The organism is Rhodopirellula baltica SH 1, from assembly GCF_000196115.1.
Classification (GTDB): domain Bacteria; phylum Planctomycetota; class Planctomycetia; order Pirellulales; family Pirellulaceae; genus Rhodopirellula; species Rhodopirellula baltica.
This window is the reverse complement of sequence record NC_005027.1, coordinates 1,190,519-1,204,375: the sequence shown is the minus strand read 5'-3', so window position 1 is coordinate 1,204,375 and position 13,857 is coordinate 1,190,519. Positions and strand designations below refer to the sequence as shown.

Here is a 13,857-nt window from a genome sequence, read left to right as displayed (position 1 = left end):
GTCGGCAAAGGAATTTTGCCGACCGCAGGAATGACTGAATCAGCCACCGCCGGCCGCGACATGTTGCAAGATGCCGTAAATCTCGATCACGTTGTCATCCGCGTCAAAGACCGGATTCCCTCGCGTGAACAGCTTTCGATATTTGCCTTGGTCGTCACGATAGCGAAACTTCAACTGATACGAAGTCCCTTGGGTCACGCTGCGTTCGATGGCTATCTGAAGCGATTCGCGATCGTCGGGGTGAATCGACGCGACGAATTCGTTGTAATTCGGGGACCCGCGACGAACATCTCGCCCGGTCACCCGAAAAGCTTCTTCTGACCAATGGATCGCTTGCGATTGCAAGGTGAACGACCAACTACCTAACCCCGCCAAACGCTGAAGGTCTCGCAACCGCCGGCGTGAATATTCCAAATCATGCTCGGCGGCTTTGCGAGCAGAAATGTCACGAACGGTCGACAACAGCATCTCTTCGCCGGCCAATTGAACCGTCCGAGAGCTGATCAGAACATCAATCAAGCCTTTGACTTCGCTTCGATCCACCGGGTGATCGTCGCAGATCGGGTTTTCCAACTTGGTTTGCTTGGGAACGAACTGGGTTTCGAAGTTGTCGATCTGACCTTCGCGGGCCAGTTGATCAATGAACTTTTCACGAGCCATCGGGCACGCCCAAATCGTCAGCGACGTCATCTTTTCGCCGACCACTTCTTCCTTTTCGTAGCCCAACAGTTCCAAGCACGCCGTGTTGGCTTCCATCACCACGCCGTCGGACCACCGAATCAGCAGACCGGCATCGGGCGAATGAGTGAACAAGGTCGAGTACTTCGCTTGGCTCTCACGAACCCGTTCTCGGCGATCACGTTGCTTGCGAACCCGTGCCGCCGCTTCGCTGTTGGATTGCCCGGCGGACTCGTACAACACCAACGCTAAATCCAAGTCACCTTGAGCGGTGGCGGTGCGAGCGAATTCCAGTTGAGTGCTGCGTAGCGTGTCGATCGCTCGTCGGTTGTCCGGCCAAATCTCGATCGCTTCACGAAGCAGGGCATCGACGGCCGCGAAACGCTCGTAGCGATCGGCTCGCAAACCAGACGAGCCCTTTTCCTTGTTGGGATCTTCAACCGCATCCAGTTCGTCCAGTTCAGCCAAACGACGTTTCGCGCGACGCACCAATCGATCACTGGCTTCGTGCGAACGGTGCCCCTCGATCGCTTCGATCAATTCCTCCACCGAAGTGAATCGGTCGAGCGGCTCGGTCGCCATCGCCTTGTGTGCGATTTGAATCAGTTCCAACTCGGTGTCGCCGAGGTTCTCTGGAATGGGTTCGATCTTGTTGTTCGCCGCCGCGCGAATGCAAGCCAGCAGGCTCTTGCCGTGGTGTGGCGGGAAACCCGTGACCACACGAAAGAGGATCGCGCCGAGCAGATAGATGTCGGTGGCGTAGGTGATGCCAAACAGATCACCCGCTGCCAGTTCCGGTGCCATGTAGGCCGGTGTGCCACCAATCGCGTGATGCGAATCGGTGCTGGGCACCGCGGACGATGGCGTCAGCGAGGACTTGCTGAGCGCCAGCCCCCAGTCGGCCACCAAGACTTCGCCGAAGCGACCAAGCATCACGTTCTCGGGCTTCAAATCGCGATGGACGAGTCCTCGCGAATGGGCGTAACGAATCGCATCGGCAACTCGCAGCAAGATGTTGAGGTTTTTTTCCAAAGAAAGCGTATCTATTTGCTGGTCCCAACTCGCTCCATCGACACGCTTCATCGAATAGAACAGCTGACCTTCGTCATCAATGCACAGATCATGCAGGGCGATCACGTTGGGGTGATCCAACGCACCAATCACGCGGGCCTCTGCCAAGAACCTTCCTCGCGAAGAAGCGTCGGTCGCCAGTTCACGCCGGAGCACCTTGATAGCAACCTCGCGATCGATTGCGCGTTGGTGAGCTTGATAGACGATCCCGGTACCACCACTTCCCAGCGTTCCGATCAATCGATACTCGACATCCTTCAACGACACGCAGTCAGCCTTGGTCGGGTCCGAGCTCAACATCGCAATCCGACGAGGCGGCAAGAAGCCTTCGCAACTTGCAAGCGCCGACTGGCCATCGATCGGATCGTTCGACAAGAGATTCCCACCAGCCGGCGAGGATCCTTCGACAGGTCCGACGCTGCCGGAGACCTCGATGGTTTCTGACAACTCATCCTCAGAATCATCAGCACCGGTCGACTGCAGTGGCGTCAGGAGATGCGGATTCCGAGCCCAGCTAGGATGCTGCAACACACCCGCGGTCGAACCACCGTTTGCGATTGCATCGAGGGAAAGCGTGAGGGTCTGCGAGTCGGCAGGCATCTCTGCCAAACGGTTTGCCAGAGCGGCGTCGACTTCAATTGTTTCAATCAGGCTGGACATCAACACGTCCGAAGGGGGCATCACCCGCGAAAACTCCGGCCACGTTGCCGATCATTCGCGCACATGATTTTAGACGGCGGGGTACCGCCCACGTAGGCCCAAGAGCAGAATTCACCCAGGCATCCTCCGGAAATCAGCCGATCGAGCCCGATAAGTTTGCCTGGACGCTTCGACCGCTCGGGGGAGCACGATCCCACGCCACATTCATCCACCCAGTACGTTGGGCTTCCAAGCCCGACGAAGCCAAACGCTCCTATTCAAATTCCCCTAGCTCCATCGCCCCGCTTCGAGGTCGTGCCGCTTTGCTTCCCCCACCCTTTGGAATCGATCCACGAAGCAGGTCGGCAGGAATGATCGGGTAGAAGAACCTCACGTAGGCGAGCCTCTCTGAGAGTCGCAAATGACAGCGTCTCGGAGAGACGCCGCTACGTGATCAAGCCCAACGACTCCCGCTCACGTGCTTAGGGTCGCCCCGCTTCGCGGTCGAGGAGGGTTGCGGGCTGGATTCAGTGCTGAGCCCTCCTCTCGCTTCGCTCGACCCTCCCATGGGGAGGGTGAAGGCAATCAACTTGCAAGACAACAACTTAGAAGCTGCACGGCTTTCTTTGGAGAGCGGAGATTGGTTGCGTTGCTGTGCTTGTCGGGCTTGGAAGCCCAACCTACGGAATCTAGCGGTCCACCACCTTCGAGAACGGGACGGGGGCACAAAAAAACCGACGTGGTGACAGACTTGAATCTGCGACACCACGCCGGCCAGGTGAATACTCGATAGCTAACAGGCTGTTGATTTAGTCGCATACCGAATGACAATCATTAGCCGTTGGGCGTTAGCCCCGGTTGGCCTCTAATCAACCGCCGCTAACGCGGTGCGGCTCAATAAATCAACAGCCTGCTAAGCGTCTTCCGCTCAGCCGAATGCAATCAGCCCGCGACGCGAAGCTGAGGGCGATTGACGCCGCCGAGCAAGCCGCGAATGCGTTCGAACTCCTCTGCGTCGCTGAAGTGAATGGTGATCTTCCCGCGGCTGCGAGCCGAGGCTTTGATCTCGACCTTGGTGCCGAACACCATCCGCATCTCTTGCTGCATCGCTTCGATGTGCGGAGGAACGGGCTTGCGTTTCTGGCGAGAGACGTTGGTGACTTTCAACCCGGTGTCGCTGTCTTCTTCTGCACGCAGCAATTCAGCAACACCGGTCTCGGTTTTGCGAACGCTCCAACCTTCTTCCAAAATCTTCTTGGCCGTCGCGACCTGCACTTCGACTTCGCCGATCGGCAAGAGAGCTCGAGCGTGTCCGGCGGTCAATTCGCCGCTGGTGACCATCTCAACGATTGGCTGAGGCAGCTCCAACAAACGCATGAGGTTGGCAATCGTGCTTCGGTCGATGCTCAAGCGGCGAGCCAGGTCATCTTGTTTGCACTTGTGCTCATCGATGTAGCGTTTGAACGACATCGCTTTTTCGATCGCGTTCAAGTCCTTGCGTTGCAAGTTCTCGATGATCGCCAGCTCAGCGACCAAGCGATCGTCGGCTTCGCGAACTTCGGCGCGGATGGTTTTCAAACCCGCGTGGATGGTCGCACGCAAGCGACGTTCGCCGCTGATCAGTTGGTAGCGACCGTCAACGATGCGAACCAAGATCGGCTGCAACTGCTGATGGTTCTTGATCGATTCGGCCAGCGAAGCGATCTCGTCGGGATTGAATTCACGACGCGGCTGAAACGGGTTGGCTTCGACCGAATCAATCGGCAACTCGAGCGACTGAACGCCTGGTTTAGGAGCGTTGTTGGTTTCGCCGGGTGGAACGATGTCGTCCATGGGCTCACCCAACAATGCCGCCAAGCCTTTTCCAAGACGGCGGTCTTTGCCAGCGGGTGCTTTACTGGTGTTCGTTGGATTGGTTGTCGCGTTAGTCACGTTGCAGTACCTCCATGCACAGTTGGGTATAAGCGAACGCGCCGCGACTTCGCGGGGCGTACTGGAAAACGGTTTGGCCGTGGCTGGGGGCTTCGCACAACGCGACGTCCCGGGGCACGACACTTTCGAAAACGATGTCGCCAAAGAAGTCACGGACCTCTTCGTCGACTTCACGGGTCAATTCAAGAGATTCGTCGTACATCGTCAGCAGGATGCCGCCAAAGGTCAGACGACCATCGGTGGCGGTGATGACTTTCTTGATCGTTCCAATCAGTTGTGTGACGCCGACCATCGCGAAGTACTCGCACTGGATCGGAATCAACACTTCGGTGCTGGCAGTGAGCGCCGTTTCCGTCATGGCTCCCGCACTGGGCGGGCAATCGATCAAGATGTATTCGTACTCGCTCATCACGCTATCGAGATGCTTGCGGACCCGAGCGGTCGAACGATCGCCGGTTTCTGCAAGCACGTCTGCGTCATGGAAAGAACGACTACCGGGCAACAACCCAAGATGCGGCACATCGGTTTCGACGATCGAATCAGGAAGCGAGTCGGTTCCCGTCAATCCGTGATGTGCGGCGGGCGATTGGCCCAAAGCCGACGTGGCGTTGCATTGTGGGTCGATGTCGACCAACAAGGTTTTCTTGCCAGACATGGCCAGGGCGGCGGAAAGGTTGACCGATGTGGTGGTCTTCCCAACGCCTCCTTTCTGGTTCACGACTGACAAGATTTTCGCCACGTTGAATGCGTCCGAGATGGATGAATCACATTGCCGGCAAGTCCGTTTGCCGACCGACCAAGGAACTCCTTGGACAAGCGGGAAACTAGGTGAAACAAAGCTCGCGAAACAAGACTGGTTTCATAAGAAACCGGCCTTGACTTGTCAGGCGTGTTTCTGCGTGCGCGAGTTTCGTGTGAAATTGGGCGAGCGAGATAGCCTCAGGGAAGCTGAGTTTGGCCGTTGGCCAAAACGAGCGTGTGCTTTCCTCGTCCTGAGGCGTTGCCCCAGGCGAGGTTGAAAAAGGCCGTTGGCCATTGAGGGAAGCAAGGCTTCAATCGATCCTCGCTCACCGGGCTGTTGATTCAAACAGCCGCACCGCGTTAGCGGCGGTTAGTCAAAGGCCAACCGGGGCTTCCGCCGAATGGCACTTACTTTACAACTTCACCCTCGCCCCTGGGGAGGTCGTGCAGATTGTCGAGGTCGCGTTTCAGCGGAGTTCTGTATGATGCACCTCTCCCGAAACGAAGTTTGGGGGGAGCGACCGTAATGAATCTGGCAAGTGTCAGCGATCAAAAATCATAAAATTTTTGATTCCATGGCGTTCTCTGCGCAGCATCTTAACGGCGGGCTCTTGGGTAAAAGCTCGCTTTGATTAAACTTGCAAACTGGTACCGCGTGGCAACACGCGAGTACGTCGGGCAGCCGGTTGTCGGGCTTGTTTCGATGCCCGGCTGCCCCCTTTTCACTTCGCGTGGTGGTTGCCTGTGGCGGTGCGACCTCGATCGGGCTCGGCGAAAGGGACTCGCGGCGACGCTTGGGTGGATTAGCAACAGGATTGCACCTCGGCCATGGAGGCGTACTTCGTTGCGTCAAAGGTTTCTTCGTTGCGAACCATTTGATTGAGCGTCGAAAGCATCTTCCGCATGCAAGCGACCATCGCCACCTTGAAGGGCTTGCCTTGGCGGCGAAGCCGTTCGTAAAACGCCTTGGTCGCCGGGTCGTGTCTGCGTGCCGAATTAGCCGCCATGTACATCGCGTTGCGTACGTCTTGTCGTCCGCCGCGAATCGGACGCTTGCCATCCTTCCTGCCACTCTGGTTGGCAATCGGACTGACGCCAACAAGCTTGGCCACCTGCTTTCGGTTCAGCGTTCCCAATTCAGGCAACCGAGTGAGCAGCACGCTCGCGGTGACTTTGCCGACACCGGTGTGACTGAGCAGGATATCGACCTTGGGATCCTCTTTGGCAAGCTCCTTGAGAATCTCATGGAGGCGTTTTTCAACGCTTTTGAGCTGCTTTTGGATGTTTTCCAACATCTCTTCAAGGAACTTGATTGCCTCGGCGTCATGGGTGTGTTCCAACCGCATCCGCTCCTGGCCACGCATCTTCAGCAATGCCTCACGTCGATTGACCAAGGCGGTATGGTGCTTCTGCTGAGCAGTGCGAGGAGCCGTCAGATGAACTTTGACATCCTGACCGAATTGGCAGAGCACACCTGCATCGATCTGGTCCGTTTTCTCCAGCCGGCCCTGACCTTTGGCAAAGTCTCGGACCTGTCGCGCGTTGACCACCGCGACGTCGACCGAATTGTCGTGAGCGGCGTCCATCATCAGTAAGTGGTAACTTGCTGTCGATTCGCAAATGATCAAAGTGCGAGAGGCTGGATCAATGTGATCGAGCAAATGCTTGTGGATGTGATCGAGGTCATTGTTGATCGAGCCGGTGATCTTCCCGTGCGAGTCACACAGGTCGAGTTTGTCTTTGGCGACGTCGACGCCAATGACCCGCTGGTAGCCGGTTCTCGAAAGAGTTGCTTCGTTGACGCTGATGGTTGTTGCTTCGCGATTCATCTTTCAAATCCCTGCCTAGTAAATGCGGTCTGGCTAAGAAGCCGACCTGGCGACCGTTCGGGTAAAAGAACTCGCTTGCGACCAAGCTCCCCCTCGTACTGGCGAACGCCGAATAAAGGGTCGAAAGCGATCTGCAAGCGAGCAACCATTTCGGCAGAGCGACTGCCCAATGGTCGTCACAGCGAATCGACTGACAAACAGTTAAAACTCAGCAACAGCGATATACTAGGTCGAGCGACGCCGTTCAGGCGTACGCGAGGGAGGGGGCCGAGCATGGAAAACGGCGCGGATTGCCCTCCCCCGGAAATCTCGCTGAACGCTCGCTTTCCGACCCCTCCCGCTGCACGGGCGGGGTTCTCAAGGCGTTACTGGCGATGCACGTAAAAATTCACAACCTCCTTGAGGGGGTGTGAAGTAAGTACCATTCGGCAAACGCCCATCGGCTAATTGTTGCCATCCGGCATACGATTCAATCAGCAGGCTGTCACCCCTCGGGTTGCCAAGCAACCGAAGAAACCGGATCACTCAGGTTGCCGGATCCAATGACGTTGCCGTTCCATCACGCTGGGAGCTGGCGGCATCGCTGGCATTTCGACTTCCGGGATTCGAAAGGAACGCGTCCGAGCTGACTCTTGAGAGGACGGCGAACGATGCAGATCCATCGTCGGCGGACGAAGAACTTGCTGCCGCGTATCCGGCCTCATTCGAGATTCAGGAATCGAACTGGCCAACTGAGCCGGAGTCGACTCCTCGTGAACAGCCGGACTGGATGCCAAATTTGCTGATGCGGTCGTCGCGGATTGAGCTGCGACTTGTTGCTCGCTTGGTGACGACGCGCCGTGAACGCGAGCCTCTGCTTTGCCGATCGGCGGCATCGACTGACGTGGCAACGGATTCGAAGGCGATCCCGACAACGCATTGAATCGTTGATCAGGGAAGTGGGGATTGCTCAGCGGAACCGCCAAATCGTTGTATGTCAGCGGCAATCGACCGTCCCGGCGTGGACGAGCCGGCTGGCGTGACGGAATTGTGTCCGGACCGGTTGCGGCAAAGGCGTCCGAACGCGAAGGAGCGGCAAAACCTTGGCTGGGCGGGTCCGGCAGATATTGATTGGGCCAACCGTTCGATGCAGAACGACCGGAAGGCAAATCCGATTGACCGGCCAGCGAAGGTTCCGTGTCCCAAGGCGGATTGAGCGGAGCCGACGTGGCAATCGCGAACGGTGCCGACGTCGGACCGGTTGCCAAAGCGTTGGGATCGGAAGACTCAGGATGAACCGCGTCGCGACGAAATGGAATCGCGGCGAGGAAGCCACCGACAACGATGATCGTGCCGAGGGTGAGATTTCGCATGAGAAGGACTCGAAGGCTGGGGGGGAAAAGAACATTCCAGCTTCGTCCATGAAATGGCACCGTCGATCGCTTCATGCGGGTGCCTATCGAGTTGATCGGCACCGGGAGTCGCTATAGACGCAACAATTTCTCTGCCGACGCACGACCGCTGCAAACGAAAAGGTCCCGGGCGAATAGCTTCATCGACCGGAATAAACGGGCGCCAAGCAACCTGCAGCTCGGTGGTCCCCCACCGAGAGCTGACTGTTTTTTCAGTGCTCGGTTCGCTGGAGACCCCAGCGAGCGACATTCTTACGAGCGACGGTTTTAGATCCGAATCAGGCGGCTTGGGGTGTCGCTTCGGGGGTCACTTCGCGAATCGCGTTTGCGAGCACTCGCAGGACCTCGCGTCGACGACGGACCGGACGAGCTGCCCATGCTCGATTCAGTACAACTTCGACGCCCAGGTAATGCACATCGTAAAAGTGCTTTCGCATCGCTTTCGTGAGCGAATCATTCGTCCCGCGGCCCGGATGATTTCGGCGGACACGAAGATCGGGCATCGCGAAATACAGCTCGTCGGATAGATCCAAGCACCAATCCAGCTCATCGGCACGCCCGGGATCGTAGAGCAACCCCACGTCGCCACGCTGCCATTGCCCCGACGCTGATCGAGCCGCGAAAGTGCGAATGGACAGATGAACGACATACGGGAATTCCAGCAGCATGCCGCTCACCCGGCGCCGGACCGCATCCCGGTACGGGGTGCGAATCTCCGACAAAATTGATTTTCGAATCTTCGCTGGCAACTTCCGAATCGCCGGTGCAAAAAGATTGCGGTGGTGGACCGATCGGCCGACATCCACCAAATCAGCCCGGAAGGGGTTTGCTATCAATTCGCACCCGGCGTGCTCAGCAATGATCCGAGAAGCAAAATGGGCGTCGCGATCGACCAGCGGCAATGACAGACGGGACGCCGGCGATGAGATGACCGCATCGACGCCTGCGAAGGTATTCCTCCACCCGGCATGTGCCAAAGGCTCGCGCAGTGATTCTGGGATCCGGTCGCCTCCGGAGTCGCAGGTCACTAAGAGAGCCATCTCTGTTCTCCCGGATTATTCCGCCGTCCAGTGGTGTGCCCGGCCGATCAACTGCTCCAAATCCGACCAATAATTCGGATAGGTCTTGCCGGTGCAGGCGGGGTTTTCGATCTCGATCCCGCCAAGTCGCAGCCCCGCCAACGAAAAGCTCATCGCCATTCGGTGGTCGTGGTAAGTATCCAAGCGTACCGGACTTTCGTCGCTGACAGCGGGTTCACTCAACGGATGAATCGTCATCCCGTCGTCATGTTCCTGGATCGTCGCCCCAAGCTTTCGAAGCTCGCTGGCCAGATCGCCAATCCGGTCAGTCTCTTTGAACCGATTGTGAGCGACGCCACGAACGCGCGTTGGCGAATTAGCGAACAACGCCACCATCGCCAACGTTTGAACCGTGTCGCTGATCGCATTCATGTCGACATCGACACCGCGAAGCTGGCCGCCGGGCAAATTCGTTGCGATCACGCGGATCGAATCTTCACCTTCTTCGATTTGGCAACCCATCATTTCCAAGACATCGACAAATGCGACGTCGCCCTGAGTTGCTGCTCGACTCAGCCCGTTCACGGTGACATCGCCGCCGGAGATTGCCGCGGCCGCCCAGAAATAACTGGCTGCCGAAGCATCGGGTTCAATTGACCAACCAATCGCGTCGTAGTCGCCAGAGATTTGAACCAGAACATCGTCCTGAGCAGCCGCCGGCCACTGCAATTCGACAGACGCACCAAAGACCTGCATCGCATCGGCGGTCATCTCAACGTAGGGACGCGAGACCAATTCGCCGACGACTCGGATCGTAACGGGCTGGTTCGAGCGACGACTGGCCAGCGGCGCGGCCATCATCAAACCGCTCAGATATTGACTGCTCACACTGCCGGCAACGCTCAGCTCATGCTTCGCCCACCCCGCCGTTTGAATATGAACGGGCGGACAACCGCCTTCGGAGACCGCTTCGATGCGACCATCAACGACTGGCGAAAGAGCGTCCACCAAATCTCCGATGGGACGCTCGTGCATGCGGGGGACACCCGACAGAACATAGTTGCCACCCAGAGCGGACAAAGCGGCGGTCAAAAACCGGACCGTCGTTCCGCTGTTAGCGATGTACAAATCGTACGGCGAGTCCGATTCCGGTGCGGACTGGACGCCGGTGACCACGAGGGTTCGTCCGGCATCATGCGACTCGATTTCGACACCAATCTTACGGAGCGAATCCGTCATGACATGGGTGTCTTCGCTGACCAAGGCACCTTCTAGCTGACTGGTGCCACGACCGAAGGCGGCCATCAACAGGGCTCGATTGGTCAGACTCTTGCTACCGGGAGGCCGAATAGAACCGCAGACTGGACCACCGGGAATGACTCGGACAGTGGCGATCGCGTCGGACGGTGATTCGGTGGTCGAGTTCATGAACCGGCTAGAGTCGGGTGTTCGGGTGAGGACGAAGTCCGGGGTGGATGCTGCCCGGGAATCCAAAGGGATCCAACAATCATGACCGCCAAGGTCACCGTGTGGATCAACCAAGTCGGTTCGCTGGTGGTCACGGTATGGGCCGTGATCACGCTCATCATAACCAATAATGCCAAAAAACGCCGTTCAGCACGACGGGCCGCAGCTCCCACGGACAATTTACTGACCATCAACATGATCAATGCGATCAAAGGCAATCCGATGGCACTGGTGGCGGTCGCCAAAAAAATCAACTGAGGCATCACTGGCATCCTGCGTGAAGCGGAACAAAAAGAAGAGACCGGTTGAGAGCGTTCCTTGCTCGCCGGGAACGCTCTTGTCACATGTTTGCCCCGGTTCGTGGAAGAGCGAACTTGAGCGGAACTTCAAAATTTTTGCCGGAAAATTCGGACCAACCGAAATAATCGACAAAAACTCCCCAAATTACCTCACCCGAAATCTGCTGGATTCCGATAGGGATGGTGGAGGGTTTTGTGTCCTGACGTTTTTGCAAACCGCTTGCCAATCGTCGAGCTCAAGCCCCGGGAAACGGACGCTGGAAGCAATTGTTTTCGCTCGCCCGCCTTCCCACCCGTCACAACCTCCCCCCTTTCACCTCTCCGAACCCACATGTCCGCTCGAAGAACCGCCTCCGCCGTTTTTTCGCTGATCTTGCTGGTCACGCTGGTGGTCCCATCAACCGGCTGCCGATTGTGCGCCGATTGCGAAATGGATGCCTACCCAGCCTATGGCGGTGCTTGGGAGAGAACCCTTCGCGAAACCGGCCGGGTCGGCAGTGTCTTTGATCCCGGTGGCGTGCGAGCAGCTGATATTGAGGCCCGGACGGATCCGGAAACCGCCGATCGCCGCATCCGATCGCAATCACGCTACGACAACGACAGTGCTACCGATTCGGGTGAAGATCGTCAAAAGAAGTCCGACGACGAGCAACGGAAGCTTGACGAAGAGACTCGCGACAACGACAAAACGCCGGAACAACAGAAAGCAGAGCTCGAGGAACTGGAAAAGCGTCTGGAGGGCCTGAATTTGCAAGATATCCGTTACGTCGAACCACGCGAAAACCAATCGGATTGGAATTAGCAAGCTTCGGCGGCTCCTAAAACAAAGCCCCTGCGCGTGAAATTCGATCCCCGCAAGCTCGTCGGCCCGTTCATGGCGTTGCTGCTGTTCGGCTTGGCCGTCCGGCTGCTAATCGGCGAAGCCCAAAAGGTGTCGTGGGATGACTTCGTCGCTGGCTTGACCGGCGTCCCCACCGCCTACCTGATCATCGCGACATTTCTGGTCGCTTTGAACTACGGGCTGCTGATCTGCTACGACATTTTGGCACTCCGATACGTTTGTCGGGCACTTCCACTGCGACGGGTGTCGTTGGTCGCGTTTCTTGGCTACGCCTTGGGAAACAACCTGGGCACGCTGCTCGCCGCCGCTCCGATCCGCTATCGGTTCTATCACCGTTGGGGCCTGACGCACCGGCAAATTGTTGCCCTGATGAGCGTTCTGGCGTTGACGTTCTGGTCGGGCGTCTGCGTGCTGGGCGGAGTCGTTTTGGTCCTGCACCCCATCGAACTGCCCGCTAAGTTTGACCTGCCCTTCGGTGTGCGAACGCTGGGCGCCATCCTGCTGTCGATTGCCGTTTTTTACGCTGTCATTTGCTTGGTGTGGCACAAACCATGGCCAATTGGAAAGCTGCATCTTCGCCCGCCAAGCCTGGGACTTGCGACCGCACAGGCCTCCGTCGCAATCGTTGACCTGACAATCTCCGCCACGGCACTCTACTTGGTGATGCCCGGTGACGCGGTCGTTCCATTTCCAACCGTATTGGCAGCGTATTTGGTCGGAATCACGGTTTCGCTGATCACGCAGGTCCCCGGCGGACTAGGAGTCCTCGAGCTGATCCTTTGGACGCTTCTGAAAGACACCGTCGGAAAACCCGTGCTTGCATCCGTTCTCATCTTTCGCGTCATCTACTACATTTTGCCGCTACTGGTCGGAATGGTAGTTTTGGTCGCGCATGAGATCTACAGCGGCGCGATGGAAGCACGCCACGATGCCGAAGCCTTTGATTCCACCACGACCTAACGTTCTATTGAGCGTGCGCCGGTTGGCAATTCGAGCCAAATTCAAGTCAATGCATCAACCAAATTGCCGGTTTGCTGCGTAGAACGATGCGATAAAATAGATGCGGACGCGGAGCATGCTTGAGCATTTTCAATGCGCTGGCATCTCGTTATCGCGGACGAAGACCTCATAAGCGATCCAACGAGCGAGTCCTGTTCTCTACGCTACGCTGCTTCTGCCCACCTCAATTGCCCCTTCCTTGCTTTCAACCACAAGGCCGAACGATGCCACTGCTCTCAAAGCCTCTTTGGAAACACGTTTTTGGACTCGCGATTGCGGGCGGCCTCGTTTTCGCGGTCGCCGGATGTGGTGAGCCAATGGCATCGACCCAGGCGAATGACGCTCCGGTGACGAAGTCTTCTGACACAAAATCAGGTGACACCGAAAAGACCGCCAAGACTGAAACGGCGTCGACAAGCAAGAAGACCACGCCTCTCCTCACCCACAACCGATATGAGCTGAAGATGGATTCGAGCCCGTTCAACAAGCTAACCGAAGCGGAAGCCTACGTGATTTTGCACAAGGGCACCGAACCACCTGGAGACGGTGGCTACACACTGACCAAAGATCCGGGCACGTATATCTGCAAACGCTGCAACACACCGCTGTATCACGCGAAAGATAAATTCATCAGCCACTGCGGTTGGCCCAGTTTCGATGACGAGATTGAAGGTGCGGTCAAGCGTCAACGCGATGCCGATGGTCGCCGAATCGAAATCGTTTGTGCCAATTGCGACGGTCACCTCGGTCACGTTTTTCACGGCGAACGTCTGACGCCCAAAAACGAGCGTCACTGCGTGAACTCCATTTCGATGAAGTTCATCCCGGAAGGCAAAGAAATGCCAAAGCCGATCAAAGCCAGCGACGTGAAGAAAGCCGAAAAGGCGACTGAGTCGAAAGCGGCCAAGAAAGAGACCGCTGCCGAGTAACCTTCGCTCGACCTAAAGGTCT

The 13,857-nt window shown here is 57.2% G+C and carries 11 protein-coding genes; 4 read left to right on the top strand and 7 right to left on the bottom strand.

What is annotated here, in order from left to right; translation table 11 throughout:
- Window positions 1-39 precede the first annotated feature (39 nt).
- The 7 genes from RB_RS04525 to aroA form a co-directional block, all read right to left on the bottom strand.
- Window positions 40-2,430, bottom strand: a complete 2,391-nt coding sequence (locus tag RB_RS04525) for a protein kinase domain-containing protein (protein WP_164922716.1) — start codon at window positions 2,428-2,430, stop codon at window positions 40-42.
- A 900-nt stretch (window positions 2,431-3,330) separates the two neighbouring features.
- The gene (locus RB_RS04520) at window positions 3,331-4,320 is read right to left on the bottom strand and encodes a ParB/RepB/Spo0J family partition protein (protein WP_011118761.1); all 990 of its coding nucleotides are present in this window, start codon (window positions 4,318-4,320) and stop codon (window positions 3,331-3,333) included.
- On the bottom strand, window positions 4,313-5,059 hold the full coding sequence (locus RB_RS04515) for a ParA family protein (RefSeq protein ID WP_011118760.1): 747 nt from the start codon (window positions 5,057-5,059) through the stop codon (window positions 4,313-4,315). The genes RB_RS04520 and RB_RS04515 overlap by 8 nt, the downstream gene beginning before the upstream one ends.
- Before the next feature lie 805 nt (window positions 5,060-5,864).
- Entirely contained in the window at window positions 5,865-6,890 is a 1,026-nt protein-coding gene (locus tag RB_RS04500) for an IS110 family RNA-guided transposase (protein ID WP_011118756.1), read from the bottom strand.
- A 521-nt stretch (window positions 6,891-7,411) separates the two neighbouring features.
- Window positions 7,412-8,242: a hypothetical protein gene (locus RB_RS04485; protein WP_164921516.1), complete on the bottom strand. Its 831-nt coding sequence runs from the start codon at window positions 8,240-8,242 to the stop codon at window positions 7,412-7,414.
- Window positions 8,243-8,559: 317 nt separating this feature from the next.
- Window positions 8,560-9,309: an N-formylglutamate amidohydrolase gene (locus RB_RS04480; protein ID WP_164922712.1), complete on the bottom strand. Its 750-nt coding sequence runs from the start codon at window positions 9,307-9,309 to the stop codon at window positions 8,560-8,562.
- A 27-nt stretch (window positions 9,310-9,336) separates the two neighbouring features.
- Window positions 9,337-10,728: a 3-phosphoshikimate 1-carboxyvinyltransferase gene (gene aroA, locus RB_RS04475; protein ID WP_007332883.1), complete on the bottom strand. Its 1,392-nt coding sequence runs from the start codon at window positions 10,726-10,728 to the stop codon at window positions 9,337-9,339.
- A gap of 81 nt (window positions 10,729-10,809) precedes the next feature.
- On the opposite strand from aroA, the gene RB_RS27850 reads away from it, so the two are divergent.
- The 4 genes from RB_RS27850 (at window position 10,810) to RB_RS04450 (ending at window position 13,835) form a co-directional block, all read left to right on the top strand.
- Window positions 10,810-11,025 carry a hypothetical protein gene (locus RB_RS27850; protein ID WP_007340739.1) on the top strand — a complete coding sequence of 72 codons (216 nt, stop codon included), beginning with the start codon at window positions 10,810-10,812 and terminating at the stop codon, window positions 11,023-11,025.
- A 372-nt stretch (window positions 11,026-11,397) separates the two neighbouring features.
- Window positions 11,398-11,868, top strand: coding sequence for a hypothetical protein (locus RB_RS04460; RefSeq protein ID WP_007332884.1), 471 nt, complete (start codon window positions 11,398-11,400; stop codon window positions 11,866-11,868).
- Between the two features lie 36 nt (window positions 11,869-11,904).
- Window positions 11,905-12,867 (top strand): putative bifunctional lysylphosphatidylglycerol flippase/synthetase, encoded by a 963-nt coding sequence (locus tag RB_RS04455; protein WP_007327839.1) that lies wholly within the window; start codon window positions 11,905-11,907, stop codon window positions 12,865-12,867.
- Window positions 12,868-13,130: 263 nt separating this feature from the next.
- Complete coding sequence (locus RB_RS04450) at window positions 13,131-13,835, top strand: methionine-R-sulfoxide reductase (RefSeq protein ID WP_164921515.1); 705 nt, start codon at window positions 13,131-13,133, stop codon at window positions 13,833-13,835.
- The last annotated feature ends 22 nt before the right edge of the window (window positions 13,836-13,857 follow it).